General features: G+C 44.9%; 20 protein-coding genes and 1 pseudogene. 10 read left to right on the top strand and 11 right to left on the bottom strand.

What is annotated here, in order from left to right:
* The first annotated feature begins 21 nt into the window (after positions 1–21).
* The 4 genes and pseudogenes from ACSJJG_RS02315 to dolP all read left to right on the top strand — a co-directional run bounded on the left by ACSJJG_RS02315 (position 22) and on the right by dolP (position 3,449).
* Entirely contained in the window at positions 22–1,737 is a 1,716-nt protein-coding gene (locus tag ACSJJG_RS02315; protein WP_481088331.1) for a penicillin-binding protein activator, read from the top strand.
* Positions 1,738–1,832: 95 nt separating this feature from the next.
* Positions 1,833–2,213: a YraN family protein gene (locus ACSJJG_RS02310; protein ID WP_481088330.1), complete on the top strand. Its 381-nt coding sequence runs from the start codon at positions 1,833–1,835 to the stop codon at positions 2,211–2,213.
* A gap of 59 nt (positions 2,214–2,272) precedes the next feature.
* A pseudogene (gene diaA, locus ACSJJG_RS02305) lies at positions 2,273–2,862 on the top strand (DnaA initiator-associating protein DiaA).
* A gap of 11 nt (positions 2,863–2,873) precedes the next feature.
* Positions 2,874–3,449: a division/outer membrane stress-associated lipid-binding lipoprotein gene (gene dolP, locus ACSJJG_RS02300; protein WP_481088329.1), complete on the top strand. Its 576-nt coding sequence runs from the start codon at positions 2,874–2,876 to the stop codon at positions 3,447–3,449.
* Between the two features lie 21 nt (positions 3,450–3,470).
* Here the strand turns inward: dolP and mtgA are convergent, their stop codons facing one another.
* The 3 genes from mtgA to arcB all read right to left on the bottom strand — a co-directional run bounded on the left by mtgA (position 3,471) and on the right by arcB (position 7,457).
* Complete coding sequence (gene mtgA, locus ACSJJG_RS02295) at positions 3,471–4,220, bottom strand: monofunctional biosynthetic peptidoglycan transglycosylase (protein WP_481088328.1); 750 nt, start codon at positions 4,218–4,220, stop codon at positions 3,471–3,473.
* A gap of 4 nt (positions 4,221–4,224) precedes the next feature.
* The gene (elbB, locus tag ACSJJG_RS02290) at positions 4,225–4,878 is read right to left on the bottom strand and encodes an isoprenoid biosynthesis glyoxalase ElbB (RefSeq protein ID WP_481088327.1); all 654 of its coding nucleotides are present in this window, start codon (positions 4,876–4,878) and stop codon (positions 4,225–4,227) included.
* A gap of 236 nt (positions 4,879–5,114) precedes the next feature.
* Complete coding sequence (gene arcB, locus ACSJJG_RS02285; RefSeq protein ID WP_481088326.1) at positions 5,115–7,457, bottom strand: aerobic respiration two-component sensor histidine kinase ArcB; 2,343 nt, start codon at positions 7,455–7,457, stop codon at positions 5,115–5,117.
* A 671-nt stretch (positions 7,458–8,128) separates the two neighbouring features.
* Between arcB and gltB the strand changes: the two genes are divergently transcribed.
* The 3 genes from gltB to ACSJJG_RS02270 all read left to right on the top strand — a co-directional run bounded on the left by gltB (position 8,129) and on the right by ACSJJG_RS02270 (position 14,834).
* Positions 8,129–12,586: a glutamate synthase large subunit gene (gltB, locus tag ACSJJG_RS02280; protein ID WP_481088325.1), complete on the top strand. Its 4,458-nt coding sequence runs from the start codon at positions 8,129–8,131 to the stop codon at positions 12,584–12,586.
* A 10-nt stretch (positions 12,587–12,596) separates the two neighbouring features.
* Positions 12,597–14,015, top strand: coding sequence for a glutamate synthase small subunit (locus ACSJJG_RS02275; protein ID WP_481088324.1), 1,419 nt, complete (start codon positions 12,597–12,599; stop codon positions 14,013–14,015).
* A 312-nt stretch (positions 14,016–14,327) separates the two neighbouring features.
* Positions 14,328–14,834, top strand: a complete 507-nt coding sequence (locus ACSJJG_RS02270) for a hypothetical protein (protein WP_481088323.1) — start codon at positions 14,328–14,330, stop codon at positions 14,832–14,834.
* A gap of 139 nt (positions 14,835–14,973) precedes the next feature.
* Here ACSJJG_RS02270 and sspB read toward each other — a convergent pair whose 3' ends face one another.
* The 5 genes from sspB to zapE form a co-directional block, all read right to left on the bottom strand.
* Positions 14,974–15,471, bottom strand: coding sequence for a ClpXP protease specificity-enhancing factor (gene sspB / locus ACSJJG_RS02265; protein ID WP_481088322.1), 498 nt, complete (start codon positions 15,469–15,471; stop codon positions 14,974–14,976).
* A 3-nt stretch (positions 15,472–15,474) separates the two neighbouring features.
* Complete coding sequence (sspA, locus tag ACSJJG_RS02260) at positions 15,475–16,116, bottom strand: stringent starvation protein SspA (RefSeq protein WP_481088321.1); 642 nt, start codon at positions 16,114–16,116, stop codon at positions 15,475–15,477.
* Between the two features lie 426 nt (positions 16,117–16,542).
* Positions 16,543–16,935 carry a 30S ribosomal protein S9 gene (gene rpsI / locus ACSJJG_RS02255; RefSeq protein ID WP_045959780.1) on the bottom strand — a complete coding sequence of 131 codons (393 nt, stop codon included), beginning with the start codon at positions 16,933–16,935 and terminating at the stop codon, positions 16,543–16,545.
* A 15-nt stretch (positions 16,936–16,950) separates the two neighbouring features.
* Complete coding sequence (gene rplM / locus ACSJJG_RS02250; RefSeq protein ID WP_481088320.1) at positions 16,951–17,379, bottom strand: 50S ribosomal protein L13; 429 nt, start codon at positions 17,377–17,379, stop codon at positions 16,951–16,953.
* Between the two features lie 238 nt (positions 17,380–17,617).
* Positions 17,618–18,745: a cell division protein ZapE gene (gene zapE / locus ACSJJG_RS02245; protein ID WP_481088319.1), complete on the bottom strand. Its 1,128-nt coding sequence runs from the start codon at positions 18,743–18,745 to the stop codon at positions 17,618–17,620.
* A 351-nt stretch (positions 18,746–19,096) separates the two neighbouring features.
* Between zapE and zapG the strand changes: the two genes are divergently transcribed.
* The 3 genes from zapG to degS all read left to right on the top strand — a co-directional run bounded on the left by zapG (position 19,097) and on the right by degS (position 22,334).
* A complete protein-coding gene (zapG, locus tag ACSJJG_RS02240) occupies positions 19,097–19,495 on the top strand; it encodes a Z-ring associated protein ZapG (protein ID WP_481088318.1) in 399 nt (132 codons plus the stop codon).
* Between the two features lie 299 nt (positions 19,496–19,794).
* Positions 19,795–21,174 carry a Do family serine endopeptidase gene (locus ACSJJG_RS02235; protein WP_481088317.1) on the top strand — a complete coding sequence of 460 codons (1,380 nt, stop codon included), beginning with the start codon at positions 19,795–19,797 and terminating at the stop codon, positions 21,172–21,174.
* Between the two features lie 89 nt (positions 21,175–21,263).
* Positions 21,264–22,334, top strand: a complete 1,071-nt coding sequence (degS, locus tag ACSJJG_RS02230; RefSeq protein WP_481088316.1) for an outer membrane-stress sensor serine endopeptidase DegS — start codon at positions 21,264–21,266, stop codon at positions 22,332–22,334.
* 79 nt (positions 22,335–22,413) lie between these two features.
* Here degS and murA read toward each other — a convergent pair whose 3' ends face one another.
* From murA to mlaB, 3 genes are all read right to left on the bottom strand, one after another.
* The gene (gene murA, locus ACSJJG_RS02225; RefSeq protein WP_481088315.1) at positions 22,414–23,676 is read right to left on the bottom strand and encodes a UDP-N-acetylglucosamine 1-carboxyvinyltransferase; all 1,263 of its coding nucleotides are present in this window, start codon (positions 23,674–23,676) and stop codon (positions 22,414–22,416) included.
* Between the two features lie 57 nt (positions 23,677–23,733).
* Positions 23,734–23,988 carry a BolA family iron metabolism protein IbaG gene (gene ibaG, locus ACSJJG_RS02220; RefSeq protein ID WP_074020576.1) on the bottom strand — a complete coding sequence of 85 codons (255 nt, stop codon included), beginning with the start codon at positions 23,986–23,988 and terminating at the stop codon, positions 23,734–23,736.
* Between the two features lie 122 nt (positions 23,989–24,110).
* A complete protein-coding gene (gene mlaB, locus ACSJJG_RS02215) occupies positions 24,111–24,464 on the bottom strand; it encodes a lipid asymmetry maintenance protein MlaB (RefSeq protein ID WP_481088314.1) in 354 nt (117 codons plus the stop codon).

The following is a 24,464-nucleotide window of genomic DNA, read 5'->3' as shown; positions in this document are numbered from 1 at the left end:
AAAAACATCACTGGATACAGTATGCTTCCCTCAATTTTTGTGCGTTTAAAAACTGGTTTAATCTATACAGCACTGCTGTCAACTATGATTATTGCAGGGTGTACCATGCCCGAACAGCAAGGGCAACCAACTTCTAAGCCTCAGGATAAGATCAGCGCAGAGATTAACCGCTACCAAGCCATTATTGACGCAGCACACAATCAACCATCGTTGGATGTGATCCGTGCTTACATCGCATTGGGATCTTACGCAACAGATGAAGCTGCCCGCCAGAAAAACCTTGATGAAACCTGGCAATTATTGACGCAACTTTCCCCGCAGCAAATGCGTGAATTGGTGATTAATGCCAATGAGTATACGTTGCAGGGCTGGCTTGATTTACTCAATACCTATCAGACCAATAAACAGGATCTCGATAAACTGCGTCTCGCTATTCACGATTGGCAAATTCGTTATCCAGACAACCCCGCTGCCCACAGTTTACCCACAGCTCTGCAACAAATGTTGCAAGAAGCTAAAAATAGCCATGCCACAATTGGGTTATTTCTGCCTTTGAGCGGCCAGGCCAAAATATTTGGTGACGCCATTCGCCAGGGTTTTCTTGATGCTCAAAAAGGGCTACCAAATCCATCATTGCCAGAATCATCATTGCCAACAAATGCCACCGAACCAAACGGGGCTGTTAACGCTGAACCCGCTGTCAGTCCTGAAAATGCCAGCGCTGCAAATTCAGGGAATACTGATGTTGCCACAACTGAACCTGATATGGGGGTGATAAATGATGTGCCTGTCAATGTTCAGACCGTAAAAATCTATGATACTAACAGCCAGCCTCTTACCGAACTGCTGGAACAGGCTAAACAAGATGGTGTCACTCTGGTGGTTGGGCCATTACTGAAACCGAATGTAGAACAATTGACTCAAATTGAAACGCCACTGAATATTCTGGCGCTCAATGAACTCGATATGCCACAAAGACGGCCGAATATCTGTTATTTCTCACTCTCTCCTGAAGATGAGGCGAAAAATGCCGCCATGCATATCTGGCAACAGCAAAAGCACAGCCCTTTGGTGTTGATACCTCGTACTGAATTAGGCAGCCGTGTTGCAAAAGCCTTTGCACAAGAGTGGCAAAAACGGGGTGGTCAAACGGTATTGCAGCAATCTTTTGGCACGCTAGATGAAATGAGACAATCCATAAATCGTGGTATCGGCATTCGCTTGTCAGGGACGCCGGTTGTGTCCACAAATTCCGCCACAGAGCCTGTCGATGCCGTTTATATTGTCGCAACCGCAAACGAACTGACCACTATCAAGCCCATGATCGATATGGCGATCAGTTCCCGTAAAAAGCCAGCTCTTTATGTCAGCTCACGCAGTAATAAATCAGGTTCAGGCCCTGATTTTCGTCTGGAAATGGATGGCATACAGTTTAGTGATATCCCATTGCTGACCGGCATAAACGTGCCCTTAATGCAGCAAGCAGCCAAAAAATTCACCAATGATTATTCCCTGATGCGTCTCTATGCCATGGGAATTGATGCATGGTCGCTAGCCAATCAATTTACGCAAATGCAACAAGAAATGGGTTTTCACCTGAACGGAGCTTCGGGAGAGCTATCCGTGACAGATAACTGCACTATCTTGCGTCAATTGCCCTGGATGCAATTCAATAATGGCCGCATAACCCTCGAAAATACCAATAACACCAAAAAAAAGCACAGAAGGTATCGATAACGCAGGAAATACCAATAATATAGAGAGCAGCAATAACACTGATTCCAATGCAGTACATGGTTCTCTGTGATGAAAAGTATCGTGGTCATTTCAGGATGAAAAAACCAACAAACAATCGCTATGCGCTAGGGCGCCATTATGAACAGCAGGCTAAACTGTTTTTGCAAAAACAGGGGATTGTCTTTGTTGCTGAGAATGTGAAAATTCGTGGCGGGGAAATCGATCTGATTATGCGTGACAGGTATACATGGATATTCGTTGAAGTCCGTTTCCGCAAAAATGCACAATATGGTGGCGCCATTGCTACAATTACTCAAAGTAAGCGTAGAAAGATATTATATACGGCTGCTGTCTGGCTGTCTCAACGCAATGAATGTCTGGAAACGGCATCCTGCCGTTTCGATGTTTGTGCAATAACAGGACAGAAATTTGAATGGCTGAAAAATGCCTTCAACCTGAATGAGAACCCATTTTAATATAATAGATTCTCAATTTTCTCACTAAATAAATCATTCCAATATACATAGGTCATAACGTGCTGGATAGAATTAAAGTCTGCTTTACTGAAAGTATTCAAACTCAGATCGCGGCAGCAGAAGCATTACCTGACGCAATATCGCGCGCCGCGATGATGATGGTTCAATCACTGCTGAACGGCAACAAAATTCTTTGCTGTGGTAATGGTGGCTCTGCTGCAACGGCGCAGCGTTTTACCGCCAGCATGATCAATCGATTTGAAACAGATCGACCAAGTTTGCCAGCTCTGTCACTGAATACTGACAATGTGGTGATCACTGCGATTGCCAACAGTAAACAGCCTGATGAAATCTATGCCAAACAAGTCAGGGCACTGGGACAACCTGGGGATGTCCTCTTGCTATTTCTACACATGGAAATAGCCGAGATATTATCAAAGCGGTGGAAGCCGCTGTTACCCGTGATATGACAATCGTCGCGCTGACAGGTTACGATGGCGGTGAATTAGCGGGTTTACTAGGCCCTCAGGATGTTGAGATACGTATTCCTTCACATCACAGCGTCAGGATCCAGGAAGTTCATATGTTGACAATCAACTGCCTGTGCGACTTAATCGACAACACGTTATTCCCTCATCAGGATGAATAAGGAGCCAGCTAATGCGGTTATTTTCTCTATTATTGGTCTGTTTCAGTGCAATGCTATTACAAGGGTGTATTGGTGCCGCCGTCGTAGGCTCCGCTGCGATTGCCACAAAAGCGGGTTCAGATCCGCGAACTATTGGGCAGCAAGTTGACGATACCACGCTGGAAGCCCGTGTCAGCAATGCCATCAGCAAGGACCCACAAATTAAGGCACAAGCCCGTGTATCAGTGACTGTATATCAAGGCAAGATCCTTTTAACCGGACAAAGCCCCAATATGACTCTGGCTGAACGGGCAAAACAGATTGCGGCAAAGGTTGACGGTACTGATGTGGTATATAACGAAATCCGTCAAGCCAGTCCCGTGACATTGGCGACGGCCTCCGCTGATGCCTGGTTGACGACCAAAGTGCGTTCCCAAATTTTAACCAGTGATGCAGTGAGATCATCCAGCATCAAAGTGGTGACAGAGGATGGTGAAGTCTTTTTGTTTGGCATTGTCACGCAACAAGAGGGGGCTGCGGCTGCAAAAATCGCCAGCGAAACCAGCGGTGTAAAACGTGTAACAACAGCATTTACCTACCTCAACTGAAAACCATCAAGGTGGCATTAATCAATGCCGCCCAGCCCCACATGTATTCAACGCCCATCCTAACTTATTCTGCTTTAAGTAATTCACGCCTCCCATTAACTGCATTTGTCGCAAGATCCATTGCTGGCGTTGTAATACATACCCGGAAGGCGTATTCACTTTATAACGATGAGGGTTTGGCAATACAGCAGCAAGCAATGCGGATTCGGTAGCTGTCAATCGGCAGGCAGGTTTGCCAAAGTAATGTTGGGCCGCTTCCTCAACGCCGAAAATACCGTTGCCAAACTCAGCCAGATTGAGATAGACCGTTAAAATACGTTGCTTCGACCACAGTAATTCAAGTACAGCCGTCATTCCCGCTTCTAATCCTTTTCTTACCCAACTACGTCCTTCCCATAGAAATAAATTTTTGGTTGTTTGCTGGGAAATTGTCGATGCCCCCCGAATTCGCTTCTCATATTTTTTGTTATACGCCATAGCAGTTTCAATAGCCTCAAAATCAAACCCCCAATGTTTTGGGAATTTTTGATCTTCCGCTGCAATAACAGCCAACGCCATATAGGGTGAAATGTGATTCTGATCCCTCCATGAAGAGCGAGAAACATAAGACAAATTAATTGACATTAAGGCTGAGACTTGTCTCTCTATCATCATCATAGAAAATGGCACTGGCAAAAATGAAAAGGCAATTACAGCAACGAACCACAAAACCGTGATCGACACGACAATTCTTTTCAGCCAGCGCCACAATATTGAAAAAGGGTTTCTCATCCGATTACTCAATCATTTCCAATATTTTTCTCACCAACTTATCAATTCCTTTTTCTGCCTGCGCCAAAGATTCTGCGAGCATATAAGCGGGTGTTGTTACAATTTTGTTTTCAAAATCAATGACAATGTCATCAACCGGACACTCAACATGTACCCCACCCATCCTCGCTATTTGAGCCGCAGTTTCTGGATCATTGCCGATGGTGACTTTTATCGGTTTGCCTAATATTTTAGATACCATAACCGGCGCAATACATATGAACCCCATCGGCTTGCCTTGCTGGTGCATATTTTGCACTATACTTAATAATTCTTTATTTATTTCGCAATCTGATCCTTTAAACGCGAAATTACATAAATTTTTGGCTACGCCAAACCCACCAGGAATAATTAGCGCATCCAACTCATCAATATTAACTTTGGATAAAGGTTGTATATTTCCCCTTGTTATACGGGCAGACTCTTCCATCATGTAGCGACTTTCTTGTTTCTCTTCTCCATTAAGGTGGTTAATAACATGATGTTGTATCTCATCAGGCGAAAAAAAAGACACTTCGGCGCCAAGACGGCTTAAAGAGAGCATAGTGAGAACTGATTCGTGAATTTCACTTCCATCGTACACTCCACATCCACTTAATATAATGGCAACAGATTTCATATTTCTCTCCATTTGTAGTAGATTAATGCTTAACCCCTTAGAGGGTTAAACACCAATCTTCATCACAGATTTTAATGAATCTTGTAACAAAAAATCTTATCTTTGCTATGTTGGTACTTGTGTTCTGTGTAAAAGAATTCTTTCATTACTCGCGTCGAAAACAAATCTTAGATAAGCGGGTAAACAGATTTCCCTGGTGTTGGCGCAGTATTAGCGCACCCCAACTTCGGTTGGGGTTATTTTTTTGTAGCGCTTGATAACCAATTTCTTAATATTTCTATATCTTGCTTCCATTCCAACTTTAACTCATCCACCCATTCTTGAACATTATCCCACCACGCAGGTAAATCCGGTGACTGAATCTGTTGAGCCAATTGCTGCAAATGGCGTAACCCGACTGAACCCGCCGCACCTTTGATTTTATGCGCCTCTTCCGTAATGCCTTTTTGATCTCTGGCGGTCATATTGGAGTCCAGCAAAGCAAGATAATTTGGCATCATGGTTTCAAAAATAACCAGATTGTCTGTGATCATTTGTGGCCCAACCAATTCGATATATTGATTAAGCATCTCCGTATCCAGCCGTCCTTCATCCTGAGTCACAAGCTCAACTTCCACTAAGACAGTGTCAGATTCAAAGTCCTTGCCCCAATATTTTTCTATCACAGCAGTCAACGCCTTGACAGATAACGGCTTATTGAGCACATCATCCATGCCCGCATCAAGGTATTCTTTTTTATCCTTTAAGACATTAGCCGTCAGCGCGATCAAAGGGGGCAAGAATTGGGAGGAATAACGCTGGTGCAATTGACGGGCAATATCCAGCCCCGTCATATCCGGTAATTGGATATCCAGTAACACTAAGTCATATTCATCAGGATCAAACATGGCCAGTGCATCATGGCCATTCATAGCAACATCCACACTGTTCCCCAATTTCTCCAGAACAGAACGGGCTACAATGACGTTCAATTCAATATCTTCTACCAGTAAGACATTAAGTGCTGGCAATGGCATAGTATCTTGTTCAGCCTTCCCTTCCAGGTGTTCACCAATGGCTGGCGCAACGACAGACAAGGTAAAGCAAGAACCTTTGCCTAACGTACTTTTCACCACAATGTCCCCTCCCATGCTTAGGGCAAGACGCTTCGAAACAGCAAGGCCAATCCCCGTTCCGGTTGCAGGACGCCCACCAGCGCTGTCTTTAACCTGATAATACATGGCAAAGATTTTTTCCAACTCGTCAGGAGGAATACCAATACCGGAATCCGTCACTTCAAAGAATAGGCGTTCTTCTTCTACTTCACGCCAGATACGAACCTTAATTTCGCCTTCAGGCGTAAATTTCACGGCATTACTAATCAGGTTCCACAAAATTTGGCGCAAACGGGTTCCATCAGTCAGCACTTTTGCGGGTAGTGGCAGTTCAGGCTCCAGAACAAATTTAATTCCCTTCGGCTGCGCCAATAAAGCTGAAATATTTTCTAAATCTGTCATGAAACCGGTGAAATCAACGGGTTGGTTATCAAGTTGGACTTTACGACGCTCAATTTTATCTAATTCGATAATATCATTGAAAATATTACCCAATGTAATAGCACTGACATGGATTGTTTCCAGGTACTTACATTGTTCTGGGGTTAAGTCGGTATCCATCAGAATTCGGCTCAAGCCCACAATGCCATTTAAAGGCGTACGAAGCTCGTGGCTAATCGTAGAGATAAACGTCGTCTTATCCCTGCTGGCGTTCTCCAATGCGTCCTGATAGCGTTTACGCTCCGTTATATCGCGCCCAAATCCCATTAACCCATGTCGCTTGCCAACGAGATCATAAAAAGGAACTTTCCTGAGTTCAAAACAAGCTTTACGTCCATCGGGATAAACTAACCATTGCTCATAGGTCAGGGATACATTGTGGCGAAATACTTTTTCATCGGTTTCCATCACCTTGCTGGCAATTTCTTTATCGTAAACATCTGTCGGCGTCAGGCCGATGAGCTGTTTTTCGCTTTTGCCTGTCAGCAATTCCATCGCCCTATTACAACCGGAAAATTCATTATCTTCATTACGGTAATAAACCAGGTCCGGGGAAGCATCCAGAAATGAACGCAATAGCACCGATTGCTGCTCAAGTTCAATCTGGGTTTTTTCACGCTGCTCCATTTCCAATTTGAGTTTATCCAACAAAACCAAATGGGCTTTTTCCGCCTTCTCCCTGTCGCTAATCTCTTGGTTCAATTGGTCGATGTTTTCTTTGAGTTGCAGGTTTAATTTCGCATCACGCTGGCGCATTTCTTCAAGTTTAGCGACCAGACTCGATAACCGCTGGCGGGATTCTTCAAGCTGTTCTACTACGATGGAGAGAAAATAAACCGCCCAAGGGGTAATTAACAAACCAAAAAAAATGGAGCGAATTAAATCAATACCCTGCACTTCTCCATGCAGTACAAATGTCACCGCCATCTGCATTGCCATCGCAAGAATAACTAAAGCTGATGCAAGTAATATAGAAAAACGCACCAGCCCCAGCTTCATCATCAAATCTACATAATATTGGGCAAGCCCTCGAATCAGCTTCATAACAACTCCCAGTAAGATCTTTTCCAGTAAAGTTACTGTATTGAATCATAACGTAAAAAGTCCCAACTTCGTTACGGGATATGACCTTCAATCTTTCAAAAAGAATAAAAATGAAAATAATAAGAATAATTATGCAATAAAATTTCAGCGTCCCTTTTTTGATGAAAAAACAACCAACCACTTCCTCTTGCAAATTAAAAAATACACAATATAAGTCCAATTTAAGTCAAAATATAAGAATAAAATATCAATATGGATCTATTTTAAAGCATATCCAAAATAGATAGTGTGGTGATTTTAGTGATATAACTCACATCATTTAAGAGGAATGATCTTAGTCACAAAATACAAAAAATCGCTATTTACTCATAAAAATCAAAAAAATAAATAAAAAACATCAATAAAAAACGCTATTTAACACGATTTGACCAACGCTGTTTTTACCGTTAAGTTGGGAATTCGCTGAAAATCACCTGTCAGATGATCCTCTGGCTCATATTTATGCAGTGATAGATAGATAACATAACATCATTTTGATTCACCGCTTGTTAATGCCAATAAAACAAGTGGCGTTTTATTGAGGGCGCAAATTAGACGCCTGTAGAAAAAATATATATCGATACCCTCTCGCGAGTGATGTGAGAGTCGGACAGAACTTGGGGAGCTTTACAATGTTATATGACAGATTGCAGGAAAAAGATAACTGTGGCTTTGGATTAATCGCACATATCGAAGGAGAACCAAGCCACAAGGTGGTGCGCACGGCCATACACGCACTGGCCCGGATGCAACACAGGGGGGCCATTCTGGCGGATGGAAAAACGGGTGATGGCTGTGGTTTGTTAATGCAAAAACCAGACCGTTTCTTCCAAATGATCGCCAGCGAGCAATCATGGCGGCTCGCTAAAAATTATGCTGTCGGCATGTTGTTTCTAAGCCAGGATGCCAAAATCGCTCAATTATGCCGTGATATTATCGAACAGGAATTACAACACGAAACCCTGTCCATTGTGGGTTGGCGGGAAGTTCCTATCAATCGCGATATCTTAGGTGATATTGCCTTATCAAGCCTTCCTCGCATTGAGCAAGTTTTTATCAACGCGCCAGCCGGATGGCGAGCGCAAGATCTGGAACGCCGGCTGTTCGTTTCCCGACGTCGCATAGAAAAATGTATTACCGACAATGACTTTTATATTTGCAGCCTGTCCAATCTGGTCACGATTTATAAAGGATTGTGCATGGCTGCGGATTTACCGCGTTTCTACCCTGATTTGGCTGACCTGCGCATGGAATCTGCCATCTGTTTATTCCATCAGCGCTTTTCAACGAATACCATTCCCCGATGGCCGCTGGCACAACCCTTTCGCTATCTGGCTCACAATGGGGAAATCAATACCATTACGGGAAACCGTGAATGGGCTAAAGCGCGGGCCTATAAGTTCCGCACGCCGTTAATCCCGGATTTACATACTGCTGCACCTTTTGTTAATGAAACGGGTTCCGATTCCAGTTCACTGGATAACATGCTGGAACTGTTTCTCAATGGCGGTATGGATTTAATCCGCGCAATGCGTTTGCTCGTTCCACCGGCATGGCAGAATAACCCTGATATGGATGATGATCTGCGTGCATTCTTCGATTTTAACTCCATGCACATGGAACCCTGGGATGGACCGGCCGGCATCGTTATTTCTGATGGGCGTTATGCCGCCTGTAATTTAGATCGCAATGGCTTACGCCCTGCCCGCTATGTGATTACCAAAGATAAACTGATTACCTGTGCTTCTGAAATCGGTATTTGGGATTACCAACCCGATGAAGTCATTGAGAAAGGCCGTGTTGGGCCAGGTGAGTTAATGGTTATCGATACCTATGAAGGGCGTATTCTCCACTCAGCGGAAACTGACAATGATCTGAAAAGCCGCCACCCTTATAAAGAATGGCTGGAGAAAAACGTCAGGCGTTTGATTCCGTTTGAAGAATTGCCGGAAGCACAGGTCGGGCTGCGAGAGTTAGATGATCGCCTGTTGGCAACTTATCACAAGCAGTTTGCCTATAGTAATGAGGAACTGGATCAAGTTATCCGTACCCTCGGTGAAAATGCGCAAGAAGCGACCGGTTCAATGGGAGATGACACCCCATTTGCTGTGCTTTCCAGCCGCCCGCGCATTATCTACGACTATTTTCGCCAGCAATTTGCCCAAGTTACCAATCCTCCCATCGATCCATTACGTGAAGCTCATGTGATGTCTCTGGCTACCCGCATTGGGCGAGAAATGAATGTCTTTTGTGAAGCGGAAGGGCAGGCTCATCGGTTGTGCTTTCAATCGCCAGTCCTGCTCTATTCTGATTTCATACAACTAACAACACAGCAGGAATCTTATTATCGCGCTGATACGTTGGATTTGACCTTCAATCCACAGGAAATCACCCTGAAACGTGCTGTCTCAGCTTTATGTGAAAGGGCCGAGGAACTCGCCCGCAATGGTTCAGTATTGTTGGTACTATCCGATCGCAATATTGCACCAGAAAGAGTACCCATCCCTGCGCCAATGGCTATCGGTGCTATCCAGCACTGCCTGGTTGAGAAAAACCTACGCTGCGATACCAACTTGATTGTAGAAACTGCCAGTGCGCGTGATCCGCATCATTTTGCGGTATTGATGGGTTTTGGCGCTACTGCTGTTTACCCCTATCTGGCCTATGAATCACTGGGAAAAATGGTGGATGATGGCACAATCAATGCGCCATATGCCCGCGTGATGCTTAATTATCGCAATGGCATTAATAAAGGGCTGTATAAAATTATGTCCAAAATGGGCATCTCCACCATTTCCTCTTATCGCTGCTCTAAGTTGTTCGAAGCCGTTGGTTTACACCAGGATGTGACAGATATCTGCTTCAATGGTGTTGTCAGTCGTATTGGGGGCGCAGATTTCAGCGATTTTGAACAAGATCTGCGTAATCTTGCCAAACGAGCATGGTTACATCGCCACGCCATCGATCAAGGGGGACTACTGAAATATGTCCATAATGGGGAGTATCACGCTTATAACCCCGATGTTGTCAGCACATTGCAGGCCGCCGTTCACAGTGGCAATTATCGTGATTACCTGAAATATTCCGAACTGATCAATGGGCGCCCTATCACCACCTTGCGGGATCTGCTAGCCCTTGCTCCTAAAGGTGATCCCATCAATATTGCAGATGTTGAACCCGCAGAAGCACTGTTCAAACGGTTTGATACCGCCGCTATGTCAATTGGCGCACTCAGCCCTGAAGCCCATGAGGCGCTGGCAGAGGCAATGAATACGTTAGGGGGGTTTTCCAACTCTGGAGAAGGTGGCGAAGATCCCGCGCGTTATCGTACCAAGAAAGTTTCCCGCATTAAGCAAGTTGCTTCCGGCAGATTTGGCGTTACACCCGCGTACTTAGCCAGTGCCGATGTGATCCAGATAAAAATCGCCCAAGGCGCAAAACCAGGGGAAGGCGGTCAATTACCGGGAGATAAGGTAACGTCTTATATTGCCAAATTGCGCTACTCCGTTCCGGGCGTTACCCTGATTTCTCCGCCGCCACATCACGATATTTATTCAATCGAAGATCTGGCTCAATTGATTTTCGATCTTAAGCAGGTGAATCCGCGGGCGCTGATCTCCGTCAAACTGGTTTCAGAACCTGGCGTGGGAACCATTGCCACCGGTGTCGCCAAAGCTTATGCCGACCTGATCACCATCGCCGGTTATGATGGCGGAACAGGTGCCAGCCCGCTCTCTTCTGTCAAATACGCAGGTTGCCCGTGGGAATTGGGGCTGGTGGAAACCCAACAAGCGCTGGTTGCCAATGGGCTACGCCATAAAATCCGCCTTCAGGTTGACGGTGGCTTGAAAACAGGGATGGATATCATCAAAGCGGCTATTTTAGGCGCAGAAAGTTTCGGTTTCGGCACTGGCCCAATGGTTGCTCTCGGCTGTAAATATTTGCGTATCTGCCACTTAAATAACTGTGCCACTGGTGTCGCTACACAAGATGAAAAACTACGCCAATCTCATTATCACGGCTTGCCAGAAAGAGTCATTAACTATTTCCGCTTTATTGCGCAGGAAACACGTGAACTGATGGCGCAATTAGGGGTGAAAAGACTTACCGATTTGATTGGACGAACAGACTTGCTGGAAATACTTGAGGGAATTTCTGCCAAGCAAAGCAAACTCAATCTCGAACCATTACTGGAAACCGTAGAACCTCATACCGACAAAGCGCTGCATTGCACAGAAGGTAATCCTCCTTTTGACCAAGGTACGCTGAATAAATTGATCGTCGCACAGGCTATGCCTTATGTAGAAAACGCGCAAAGCAAGACGTTTTATTTTGATATCCAAAATACCGATCGCTCTGTTGGTGCTTCCCTCTCCGGTGAGATTGCGGCTCGGTATGGCGATCAAGGGCGGGCAGCCGATCCAGTCAAACTGCATTTCAATGGAACGGCCGGACAAAGTTTTGGCGTCTGGAATGCTGCCGGTGTCGAACTGACTTTAATTGGCGATGCCAATGATTATGTCGGTAAGGGTATGGCTGGCGGCTGTATTACCATCCTTCCTCCTGCCGGCTCAGCATTTAAAAGTCACGAAGCCACTATTATCGGCAATACCTGTCTTTATGGTGCAACAGGCGGGAAACTCTTTGCTGCCGGACGTGCCGGTGAACGCTTCGCTGTACGTAATTCAGGCACTATCACCGTTATTGAGGGGATCGGCGACAATGGCTGTGAATATATGACTGGCGGGATCGTCTGTGTCCTGGGCAACACTGGTGTAAATTTTGGCGCAGGCATGACAGGGGGATTTGCTTACGTACTTGATGAATTTGATGACTTCCGCAAACGCGTCAATCCAGAACTGGTAGAAGTTCTCTCAATGGATACCCTTGCCATTCATAAAGAACATCTGCGGGGATTAATCACCGAACATGTCCGCCTGACAAACTCTCAACACGGTGAAAACCTATTGGAAAATTGGTCTCAATGGGTCAATAAGTTTGCTTTGGTTAAACCTAAATCCAGTGATATCAGTGCGTTGTTGGGGCACCGTAGCCGTTCTTCCGCCGAATTACGGGTTCAGGCACAGTAAGGAGTTAATAATGAGTCAAAATGTTTATCAATTTATCGACTTACAACGTGTCGATCCTCCTAAAAAATCGTTGAAAATCAGAAAAATAGAATTTATTGAGATTTATGAACCTTTTTCTGAAATTCAGTCACAGGCACAAGCAGATCGCTGTCTCTCTTGTGGTAACCCTTACTGTGAATGGAAATGTCCCGTACATAACTACATTCCAAATTGGCTGAAACTCGCCAATGAAGGACGCATCATCGAAGCAGCGGAATTATCACACCAGACCAACAGCTTGCCGGAAGTCTGTGGCCGGGTCTGTCCGCAAGATCGCCTGTGTGAAGGTGCTTGTACCCTAAATGATGATTTCGGTGCCGTCACTATCGGTAACATTGAACGTTATATTAATGACACGGCTATTGCGATGGGCTGGAAACCGGATATGTCGCATGTCATCCCAACAGGTAAACGTGTCGCCGTGGTTGGGGCAGGACCGGCAGGATTAGCCTGTGCAGATGTCCTGACTCGTAATGGCGTACAAGTGGTGGTCTACGATCGCCATCCTGAAATTGGTGGCTTGCTCACATTTGGCATTCCCGCTTTTAAACTAGAAAAAGAGGTGATAATTCGCCGCCGTGAAATATTTTCCGGGATGGGGATCGAATTCCGTCTAAACATAGAGATAGGCCAAGACGTTACTCTGGCTGAACTCACCAAAGAATTTGATGCCGTATTTCTTGGGGTGGGGACTTATCAATCCATCCACGGTGGACTGGAGAACGAAAACGCTGACGGGGTATATGACGCCTTACCTTTTTTAATCGCCAACACCCGTCATTTGATGGGTTACCCGTCTCTGCCTGAGCAGCCTTATGTTGATATGAAGGGTAAACGTGTTCTGGTATTGGGCGGCGGTGATACAGCAATGGACTGCGTCCGTACTTCGATTCGCCAGGGGGCAGTCCATGTTATCTGCGCCTATCGGCGAGATGAGGAAAATATGCCCGGTTCCCGTCGTGAAGTAAAAAATGCGAAAGAAGAAGGTGTAGAGTTTCGTTTTAACCTGCAACCCATTAGCATTGAAATTAATGGCGCAGGACGGGTTTGTGGGGTCAAGGTGGTGAAAACACAACTGAGTGCCATAGATGAAAAAGGCCGTCGTCAGGCTGAGATTATTCAAGGTTCCGAATTTTTGATAGAAGCCGATGCAGTGATCATGGCATTTGGTTTCAAGCCTCACACTATGAACTGGCTGGCTGAACATCAAGTCAAGATCGATCAAAAAGGTCGTATTATCGCGCCTGAATCCAGTGATCTGCCTTTTCAGACCAGTAATCCTAAAATATTCGCCGGCGGGGATGCTGTACGTGGTTCTGACTTGGTAGTAACCGCCATTGATGAAGGCAGAAAAGCCGCTTTCGGTCTCCTCGACTATCTTGAAATCTAAATTCAATTCTTTTTTTAATGACTTCTCCGACATTTTAGTCGGAGAAGCTCTCACAAAATAAAAATACCACCATTTTTTTATTTTCTTTTACTACCAGATTAGTTGTATTTTTGGAATTTATACGACTATTCTTATATTCTAAAGTTAAATATATCGATTTAATCTCCTGCCCATTATAACAGTACAGCAATAGTGCAATACCGTAATACAGCAATAAGGTTTATTTTTTTCGAAGAGAAAATTGCTTAGCAGAACTGATTAAATAGATATGAAATAAAAAACCATTAAAGTGATAATAATAGGTAGAAATATATGCGCTTACTTCCCCAGATACTCTTCCTCTCTTTTATATCCTTAGCAAGCTTGCCCTCACTTGCCAGATTCTCTACTCCTGCCGAAATTATGCAGCAAGTACAAGAAAGAGGAGTAAATTCTGTTGTGGCAGAGATAAACGCAGAATATAAACAAGACAAAATTATCCAGAATATTGCGACTGGTGATAAACCATGGCTGCAAGTTGCCTTTAAGCTATCCCCTAATATTCATCCAGAATTTTCCCGGCAAATTATTAATGCTTTATCAGTTGCTTTAATTGAAAATCCTGTAGAGGTATTATCACTGACAAAAGCACACCGCTCCCTCTCATTCGCGGATATCTGCAATATACCGCCAACGATCAAAGGACTGAGCCAACAGAGATCATTTGCTAAGAAAATAATAAATAGCCTAAGAGCAGCGGAACAATCTAATAGAGGAAAAAACCAATATAATATTGAAGCCTGTATGTGGGAACTTGAGAGAGCGTTTAGTTATATGTAGCACTAACTTGCTAAAAATAAAGGAGATCAATGTCTCCTTTAGGGATAAATGTCTCTTTTTCTCATGAATTCCTTTCGCCTTCCAAGTTGCGGCCTTGCTGACTGCAACTTGAAATCTATTGAGTATGAGCTTTGAACAATTATTTTACGACGCGCAAGGTTGGGCGACCTTTTGGCGGTTGAGGTGGTTCGTCATCTGGCGAATCATCATCGTGAGAAGCTTTTCTATCATACTTATTATTATGGATAAACACCAGATTATCCGCTGCTGGCATATCCGTTTCTGCTGACTCAGTATTATCCACGTCATAGGCAAGTTCTGGCTCAAACATCATTCCTGCGCCATTTTCACGGGCATAAACCGCAATCACAGCCACCATTGGAACAGTCACTTGACGACCAACACCACCAAATCGGGCATTAAATCTCACTTCGTCGTTCGTCAATTGCAAATTGCCAACCGCTTTCGGCGAGATATTCAAGATAATTTGCCCATTTTGTGCATATTCCATCGGGACGTTAACGCCATAAAAGTTAACATCCACAACAATATGCGGGGTCATGTCATTATCCAACAGCCATTCATAATGCGCCCGCAGTAGATAGGGGCGGCGTGGAGACATATGAGTCATCTCCATATATTAACTCCGTGATTGTAAACGCATTTCACGTTCTACTTCCGTCAACGAGGCCAAAAATGCGTCACGTTCAAATACACGCTGCATATAGACTTGAAGATCTTTGGCACCAGGTCCTGACAACTCAACACCCAAGACAGGCAAACGCCACAGCAGTGGAGATAAATAACAATCCACCAAGCTGAACTCTTCACTCATGAAGAACGGCATTTCTCTGAAAATTGGCCCAATCGCCAGTAATTCTTCAGCAAGCTGTTTACGTGCAGCATTCGCTTCCTGAACACTCCCTTCCTGAATTTTGTACATCAGGGAATACCAGTCTTTTTCAATTCTATGCATCATCAGACGACTGGAGCCTCGTGCGACAGGATACACAGGCATGAGTGGTGGATGCGGAAAACGTTCATCCAGATATTCCATAATGATGCGAGAATCATACAGGGCCAGCTCACGATCAACGAGAGTAGGAACAGATTGGTAAGGATTCAAATCAATCAAATCCTGGGGCAAATTACCTGCTTCAACGTGTTCAATCTCTACGCTGACCCCTTTTTCCGCCAATACAATTCTCACTTGATGGCTAAAAATGTCGGTCGGGCCGGAAAACAGAGTCATTACCGAACGTTTGTTGGCAGCGACAGCCATGAAAACCTCCAAGTTTATCTAAAAAAAGGAACGAACAGCCCTTCAATGAACAGCGGCTATTCTCGCTCATATTCTCATCCTGTTTCGCGCTTATTATCCGAGGTTATCCCCCTTTATCTTCCGGTGACTGCTTTATTGGCTGTAACAAGAAAATATCTTGGGGTATTTTTACCTCTGCCAAATCGGGCAAACTCATGGATAAGGCAAAAAATTGTTACTAGTCTACCAGATTTTGCCCATTTTGTGGGAAAGTACATTGAGAATTAATGATGAAATATTAGAGTCTGGGAATTTATTTCTCAAAAATGCTATTTTTTTGCTAAAAAAAGAGAATTATCGGAGAGTGAAAAACCGGAAGGAATAAAAAACCCGCCATAAAATGACGGGCTTTTAACTTTAACCCACTGCCACAGTTGTGGCAATAAATTAACGTTTGGAGAACTGTGGACGACGACGTGCTTTGCGCAGACCCACTTTTTTACGTTCAACTTCACGAGCATCGCGAGTCACGAAGCCAGCTTTGCGAAGTTCAGAACGCAGAGTCTCGTCATAAGCCATCAGTGCACGGGTGATACCGTGACGGATTGCGCCTGCCTGACCAGAAATACCACCACCTTTAACAGTGATGTACAGATCCAGTTTGTTCAGCATATCAACCAGCTCAAGTGGCTGACGAACAACCATACGTGCAGTTTCACGACCGAAGTAAACTTCGAGGCTGCGTTGGTTGATTACGATGTTACCGCTACCTGGCTTAATGAAGACACGAGCGGAAGAGCTTTTGCGGCGACCAGTGCCGTAGTATTGATTTTCAGCCATTGCCTATAATCCCGATTAAATGTCCAGAACTTGTGGTTGCTGTGCCGCGTGGTTGTGCTCGCTGCCCGCGTAAACTTTCAGTTTACGGTACATTGCACGACCCAGTGGCCCTTTTGGCAGCATGCCTTTAACCGCGATTTCAATGACACGCTCAGGACGGCGGGCAATCATCTCTTCAAAGGTCGCTTGCTTGATACCACCGATGTGGCCAGTGTGGTGATAATAAATTTTGTCAGAACGTTTGTTGCCAGTTACAGCAACTTTTTCTGCGTTAACAATAATGATGTAATCACCAGTATCAACGTGCGGAGTGTATTCCGCTTTGTGCTTGCCGCGCAGGCGACGAGCCACTTCAGTTGCAAGACGGCCCAAAGTTTTGCCATCTGCGTCAACAACATACCAGTCGCGTTGTACGGTTTCTGGTTTAGCTGTAAAAGTTTTCATTAAAGCTTACCCAATTATAAGTTACACGTTGGTGAACACTCGATGTTCAGAAACTGTTTTTTGAGGTTCACACGACTCATGTCCAGCAAACCTACCCCTTCGAATAGCCTATGCCGGCACTAATGCAAGTTTTTTGGGAAATAAAAAATCCTGCTGTAACGTGGGGTCGCAAGATTATAGAGAACTCATCATAAAAAATCGACCCCAAATTCAATAATTATCCTAAAGAGCAAAGGAATCAGGGTAAATGTGGAAGTTTCAGGTATTCCTCACTTTGCATTTCCTGCAACCGAGAGAGGCAACGTTGATATTCAAACCTCAACAACTCACCTTGATAAATCTGTTCCATTGGCGCGTCAGCATTAATGATAAGTTTCACCTGGCGCTCATAGAATTCATCCACCAGTGCGATAAAGCGCCGCGCAGCATTTTCATTCAATGTTGTCATAATCGGCATATCGTGTAACAAAACAGAATGATAAAGCTTCGACAAAGCAATATAGTCCAGTTGACTGCGCGGATCTTCACACAATGTTCTGAAATGGATTGCCAATATCCCATCAACACTACTGATGACAGGCATATTGCGATGATTGATCGCCAATATGGGATTCGGCTCACCTTCTCGCCCGGCCAAACGCAGAAACATATGACGCATCTCCTGTCGATTCTCCTCTGACAATGGCGTCAGATAGAGATGAGCCTGTGTCAGTGTTCGTAGGCGATAGTCAATACCGGCATCGACATTCATGACATCACAATATTTTTTGATCTGCTCAATGGCTGGCAGAAATCGTGCGCGCTGCAATCCATTTCGGTATAACGCATCAGGCGGGATATTGGATGTCGCCACCAAAGCAATTCCCCGTGCAAATAAGGCCTCCAGCAATGTGCCGAGGAGCATGGCATCCGTAATGTCAGAGACAAAAAACTCATCAAAACAGAGGATATCCGTCTGTGCCTTGAAACCGTCAGCAATGATCTCTAAAGGATCTTCATGGCCTTGTAACGCTGTTAACTCTTCGTGTACCCGTAACATGAAACGGTGGAAATGGAGACGCAGTTTTCGCTCAGTGGGTAAACTCTGGTAAAACATATCCATCAGCCACGTTTTGCCACGCCCGACACCGCCCCACATATAAAGCCCCTGAACAGGGCGGAATTGCGCAGAAGTTTGCCGACTAAACAATTTGCTCAATATGCCTTTCAGTCCACTGGCTTGCGAAGTATGGCACGGTTGAGCATTGATAAGATCGCGATGAATAAGATCAAGGAGTTCAACCGTCTTACGCTGTACTTCGTCAGGTTGATACTGCCCCTCAGACAATACTGATTGATAGAGAGATGAAGGTGTAATCGGTGACATGAAAAAGACAATCCTTAAAGTTTTTTATTCTCAGTACGTATCGTAATTTACCAATAAGAACGATGCCAATTCTCACTGATGTGAATTGAGATATCTGCTTTTGGATAAGAATTTTTACCTACATATCTTGGTAAATCTGTATAAAATATATCTATTAGATTACAGATAAATGAATTAATTAATAATCAATATTCCACTCTGACTAAATTAACGGTTATAGTGGTCATCATGAACCAAGAGCCTACCCCAATAGTTGTATATCCTTGCAAACAGAACAACCTAATGGGATAACGCTCGAAGAACATTGCAGAAACAATATTGCAGAATAACGATGTGACTAAAGGAGTTGCCATGACTTGGGAATATGCCCTGATCGGATTAATCATCGGTTTTATCGTCGGCGCGCTGGCTGTCCGCTTTGGCAGCTCAAAGCTACGCCAACAAAATGCCCTACAGGCTGAATTGGAGAAAAATCGGTCTGAATTGGAAGAATACCGCAAAGAGCTGGTCAGCCATTTCGCCCGTAGCGCTGAACTACTTGACAATATGGCACGCGATTACCGTCAGTTGTATCAGCACATGGCTAAAAGTTCCAATGAACTGATGCCCAATATGCCAGTACAAGATAATCCTTTCAATTATCGTCTAAGCGAATCCGAAACTGAGAAAAATAAAGCGACTGCTAACACGCCTCCACGGGATTATTCTGAAGGTGCATCTGGCCTATTCCGTCCGAACCAAGATAAATAATTAATGCACTTTGCCGTGGTAATAATAGCTACCACGGCCCCTTGAGTACCCTTCATCCAATGGAAAGATTTTTGTTTTTTATTTTTGACTCACGTAAATACCTGTAAAGAAACGCATTGAAACGACTTTATTAGTGAACTTTGCTGAATAGTTGAGAGTCATAACAGCATTGAAACAATAATGCTTAAGGTCTATCTAACCCCTAGAAATAGATTATTTCCAAGGTAGCAAAGCCTTGACAGGATAAGTCTCTTAAGCACAATTTCCTTTTCTAGCTTAGGTATTAAGAGAACGTATTCATGAAAATAAAAAATACATTGTTCAGCGCACTCGCTATTAGTATCGGACTGTCTTTGGCTTCAGTGCCAATGGTAAGTAATGCAGCCCTACCTGCTGCAATAACCTCTCAAGAATCACCCAGTCTCGCTCCCATGCTGGGAAAAGTGCTGCCTTCTGTTGTCACTGTTCATGTTTCAGGTACAGAAGTACAAAGCCAACAGCTCCAATTACCTGAAGATTTCCAGTTCTTCTTCGGGCCTGGTTTTCCTCCGCAAGAACCAAGGAAACGTCCATTCACGGGGTTAGGCTCTGGGGTCATTATTGATGCCAATAAAGGTTATGTATTGACCAATAGTCATGTCATTAATAATGCAAATAAAATACGCATTCAATTAAATGATGGCCGTGAATACTCAGCAAAACTCCTTGGGCGTGATCCACAAACTGACATTGCTCTTTTACAATTGAAAGATGCCAAAAACCTGACAGCCATTAAGTTTGCTGACTCCGATCAACTGCGCGTCGGAGATTATGCGATTGCCATCGGTAACCCATTTGGCCTGGGGCAAACCGTCACATCCGGGATCATTTCTGCTCTTGGCCGCAGCGGCCTGAATCTGGAAGGTTTGGAAAACTTTATCCAGACCGATGCTCCAATTAACCGCGGTAATTCTGGTGGTGCATTGATTAATCTGAAAGGAGAACTGATCGGTATTAACACCGCCATCCTTGCCCCAAGCGGTGGTAACGTCGGTATCGGTTTTGCCATCCCAAGTAATATGGCTAAGGTCCTTTCCGCTCAACTCATTGCCCATGGAGAAATCAAACGCGGCATACTCGGTATCAAAGGAACCGAGATGACGGCAGACATCGCCAAGGCACTCAATGTTGAAGCACAACAAGGGACATTTGTCAGCGAAGTTATACCTAAATCGGCCGCGGCTAAAGCGGGTATCAAACCAGGGGATGTACTAATCTCCTTTGATGGCAAGAAAATTAATAGCTTTGCTGAACTGCGTGCGAAGGTGGGTACAACAGTTCCAGGTAAAGAAGTCACAATTGGTCTGCTGCGTAAAGGGAAGCCACTTGAAGTCACCGTTACTCTGGATAACAGTGACGGAGAGCCAACGAAAGCAGAAAACTTGAGTATTGCCCTGCAAGGCGCAACCCTGAGTAATGCCACCTTGAAAAGTACCCAAGGCATCAAAGTGGATTCGATTACCCCGAACTCACCTGCTGCTATATCAGGTTTGCAGAAGGATGACTTGATTGTTGGTGCCAACAATGTGCGTGTACGAAATATCAGCGAATTACGCAAAATCACTGAGGAGAAGCCGGCTATTATCGCACTGAACGTCTTACGTGGTGACGATAATGTTTATCTCTTACTGCGTAATTAATCTATACCCACGACAGACGCAGTATGATGCTGTGTCTGTCCACTTCTATGCTATTCTTCTTTCAATCAATTACTACTCTGAATAATGTCATGCTGATCAAGTTAGTACGCTCTATACTCATAGGCTTATTGATTGCCGCTATTTTGCTGGTCGCGATACCGTCCCTGCGCCCCAGCGGCTTAAAAAATTTCCTGAGCGATATGAGCGATAACAACAGCAACGATAAAATATCCAGTTTCAGCAAAGCTGTCCGCCGGGCTGCTCCTGCGGTAGTCAATATTTACAGCAGCAGCATGGGTAGTTTTTCCCATCAAAGCCGGGAACTTCTTCCCTTGGGTTCCGGTGTCATTATGAGTGAACAAGGCTATATTCTCACTAATCGACATGTTATCAATAAGGCAGCTTCCATTATTGTCGCCTTACAAGATGGGCGCTTTTATGAAGCACTGTTAGTCGGTTCAGATGGACCAACGGATCTGGCAGTTTTAAAAATCAATGCCACAAACCTGCCTGTGATCCCAATTAATCCTAAGCGAATGGCTCACGTAGGGGATATCGTATTGGCTATCGGCAATCCGTACAATTTGGGACAAACCATCACACAAGGCATTATCAGTGCAACCGGGCGCGTCGGCCTTAGCCCAACACGTCGCCAGAATTTCCTGCAAACAGATGCGTCAATTAACCAAGGCAACTCCGGTGGCGCTTTGGTCAATACGCTAGGCGAATTAGTTGGCATCAATACATTGACGTTCGATAAGTCTGAGTTTGGTTCAACACCGGAAGGGCTGGGATTTGCCATTCCAACAAAACTGGCGACTACCATTATGCAGAAATTGATCCGTGATGGCCGAGTTATCAGGGGATATATAGGCATCACCGCCAGAGAGTTACCCTATATTCGCTCATCAGGCAGTCATATCAATCAAATTCAGGGATTGCGCGTTTTCCAGATTGCACCCAATGGTCCTGCTGAAAAAGCGGGGATCAAAGTGGGGGATATCATCACCAGCGTTAATCATCAGCCAGCCATCTCACCTGTGGAAACGATGGATAAAGTCGCGGAAATTCGTCCGGGCAGTATCGTTCCTGTCACTGTGCTACGCGATGGCGCTTATCTCACCCTTAACGTCACAATCGATGAGTTTGATGGCTACTAATCTTTCCTCGCCCATTATTTTCTCGGCTATTATTTTCTCACCCACTATGTGGTGGGCGAGAAAAAATATCTAATTCCGTTTAACCAGCAGCCTTTATACGCTCAATATTTGCCCCAAGACCACGCAGCTTATCTTCAATATGTTCGTAACCACGGTCAATATGATAAATACGGTCTACGACTGTCGTTCCTTCGGCAATGCAACCCGCTAATACTAAGCTCGCAGAAGCACGCAAATCAGTCGCCATTACCTGTGCACCAGATAATTTTTCAACACCATGACACAGCACGGTATTGCTCTCAATTTCAGCCCGTGCGCCCATGCGAATCAACTCAGGGATATGCATGAAGCGATTTTCAAAAATGGTTTCAGTGATCATACCTGCGCCATCTGCAACCAGATTCAATAGGCTAAATTGCGCCTGCATATCAGTTGGGAAGCCTGGATGTGGTGCCGTGCGGAATGTCACTGCTTTCGGCCGCTGACCATGCATATCAAGGCTAACCCAATCCTCTCCCACGTTGATATCTGCTCCTGCTTCACGCAGCTTGGCTAAAACCGCATCCAAGGTATCAGGTTTCGCATGACGACACACCACCTTACCGCGCGAAACCGCCGCAGCAACCAGGAAGGTGCCGGTTTCGATACGATCAGGCAGTATGTGATGAACACCGCCCCCCAAACGCTCAACCCCCTCAATCACAATGCGGTCGGTGCCTGCACCTTTGATTTTTGCTCCCAGCATATTGAGAAAATTGGCCGTATCTTCAATTTCAGGTTCACGCGCCGCGTTTTCAATAGTGGTTGTGCCTTCCGCCAATGTTGCGGCAGTCATGATCGTAACCGTTGCCCCAACACTGACTTTATCCATCACAATGCTGGCACCTTTCAAACGGCCATCTACAGTGGCTTTGACATACCCCTCATTCAGTACGATTTTCGCACCAAGTTGCTCCAGACCAGAAATATGGAGATCAACAGGACGCGCCCCAATAGCGCAGCCGCCTGGCAAAGAAACCTGCCCCTGACCGAAACGCGCCACCAACGGTCCCAACGCCCAGATGGATGCCCGCATGGTTTTAACCAGTTCATAAGGGGCACAATATTCATTGACTCCACTGGCATCAATAAAAACAGAACCATTACGTTCCACTTTTGTCCCCAAACGATTAAGCAATTTGATCGTGGTATCAATATCTCTCAATGCAGGAACATTCTGTAATTCAACCGGCTCTTCTGCCAGTAACGCTGCGAACATAATTGGTAAGGCGGCATTTTTTGCCCCGGAAATAGTCACCTCTCCCGACAGGCAGGTAGGCCCTTTCACACGAAATTTATCCATCTGTCATGATTCTCTTATTTAATTCAAAGTGTGCTGTTCGCGGCGAGGCAAACAACTTCAAAGTCCCTGAAGCTTACGGTCACGCTGCCACTGTGCTGGTGTATAGGCTTTGATCGACAACGCGTGAATGCGGTTATCTGCGATGTATTCCATCAAAGGAGCATAAACAGCCTGCTGTTGTTTAACTCTGCTCAGGCCATCAAAAAATGCGCCAACGGCAATAACCTGAAAGTGGCTGCCGTCACCGCTGACGATAACTTCATCAAGTGCCAATTTTTCCATCAGCACTTTTTTGATTTCATTCGTATCCATAAATCTGCTCACACTCGTCTTTAGCGTTAAAATAATAGTAGATGCCTATCCTAATGGAATACAGGCAACTACGCCCCTGTAAGTTGATGGCTTACAAGGGCGCTGATGATCAAAAAAAGGGATTACGCCTTGGGCTGATTATCGCCAAGAAGAGTTTGCAGGCCATATAACGTTACCAACGTGCGCAGGCGTTCCCCTACACCTGAAAAGGTCAGTGTCCCGCCACGTTTCTGGCATTCTCCCTTTAATTGAACGAACAAGGCCAACCCCGTAGAATCCACACGGCTTAATTGGGAGACATCAATATTGTCAATGCCCTCCAGAGCCTGCTCTTTTTGTTGCCAAAGAGGCAGCAAGCTATCACGATCCAATGTGCCTTGCAGAAGCAAAGTACTACCCGCTTTTTCCCAGCTAACGGTTCTCTGATTGACGTTTTCGTTACTCATCATACCGTTATCAAAAGTCGCTTTTTCCAT

This window comes from Xenorhabdus sp. SGI 60 (assembly GCF_056632175.1).
Note: the sequence above shows the minus strand (reverse complement) of the source record. Positions and strands in the feature narration are given on the sequence as shown.

Excerpts from the sequence above, each read along its gene's own strand:
- mlaB (WP_481088314.1), bottom strand. The coding sequence starts at position 24,464 with ATGGAAAAAGCGACTTTTGATAACGGTATGATGAGTAACGAAAACGTC.
- ACSJJG_RS02315 (WP_481088331.1), top strand. The coding sequence starts at position 22 with ATGCTTCCCTCAATTTTTGTGCGTTTAAAAACTGGTTTAATCTATACA.
- zapE (WP_481088319.1), bottom strand. The coding sequence starts at position 18,745 with ATGTCACCGATTACACCTTCATCTCTCTATCAATCAGTATTGTCTGAG.
- rpsI (WP_045959780.1), bottom strand. The coding sequence starts at position 16,935 with ATGGCTGAAAATCAATACTACGGCACTGGTCGCCGCAAAAGCTCTTCC.
- elbB (WP_481088327.1), bottom strand. The coding sequence starts at position 4,878 with ATGAAATCTGTTGCCATTATATTAAGTGGATGTGGAGTGTACGATGGA.
- ACSJJG_RS02270 (WP_481088323.1), top strand. The coding sequence starts at position 14,328 with ATGCGCTTACTTCCCCAGATACTCTTCCTCTCTTTTATATCCTTAGCA.
- sspB (WP_481088322.1), bottom strand. The coding sequence starts at position 15,471 with ATGGAGATGACTCATATGTCTCCACGCCGCCCCTATCTACTGCGGGCG.
- sspA (WP_481088321.1), bottom strand. The coding sequence starts at position 16,116 with ATGGCTGTCGCTGCCAACAAACGTTCGGTAATGACTCTGTTTTCCGGC.
- arcB (WP_481088326.1), bottom strand. The coding sequence starts at position 7,457 with ATGAAGCTGATTCGAGGGCTTGCCCAATATTATGTAGATTTGATGATG.
- mtgA (WP_481088328.1), bottom strand. The coding sequence starts at position 4,220 with ATGAGAAACCCTTTTTCAATATTGTGGCGCTGGCTGAAAAGAATTGTC.
- gltB (WP_481088325.1), top strand. The coding sequence starts at position 8,129 with ATGTTATATGACAGATTGCAGGAAAAAGATAACTGTGGCTTTGGATTA.
- rplM (WP_481088320.1), bottom strand. The coding sequence starts at position 17,379 with ATGAAAACTTTTACAGCTAAACCAGAAACCGTACAACGCGACTGGTAT.
- dolP (WP_481088329.1), top strand. The coding sequence starts at position 2,874 with ATGCGGTTATTTTCTCTATTATTGGTCTGTTTCAGTGCAATGCTATTA.
- degS (WP_481088316.1), top strand. The coding sequence starts at position 21,264 with ATGCTGATCAAGTTAGTACGCTCTATACTCATAGGCTTATTGATTGCC.
- ibaG (WP_074020576.1), bottom strand. The coding sequence starts at position 23,988 with ATGGATACGAATGAAATCAAAAAAGTGCTGATGGAAAAATTGGCACTT.
- ACSJJG_RS02310 (WP_481088330.1), top strand. The coding sequence starts at position 1,833 with ATGAAAAAACCAACAAACAATCGCTATGCGCTAGGGCGCCATTATGAA.
- zapG (WP_481088318.1), top strand. The coding sequence starts at position 19,097 with ATGACTTGGGAATATGCCCTGATCGGATTAATCATCGGTTTTATCGTC.
- ACSJJG_RS02275 (WP_481088324.1), top strand. The coding sequence starts at position 12,597 with ATGAGTCAAAATGTTTATCAATTTATCGACTTACAACGTGTCGATCCT.
- murA (WP_481088315.1), bottom strand. The coding sequence starts at position 23,676 with ATGGATAAATTTCGTGTGAAAGGGCCTACCTGCCTGTCGGGAGAGGTG.
- ACSJJG_RS02235 (WP_481088317.1), top strand. The coding sequence starts at position 19,795 with ATGAAAATAAAAAATACATTGTTCAGCGCACTCGCTATTAGTATCGGA.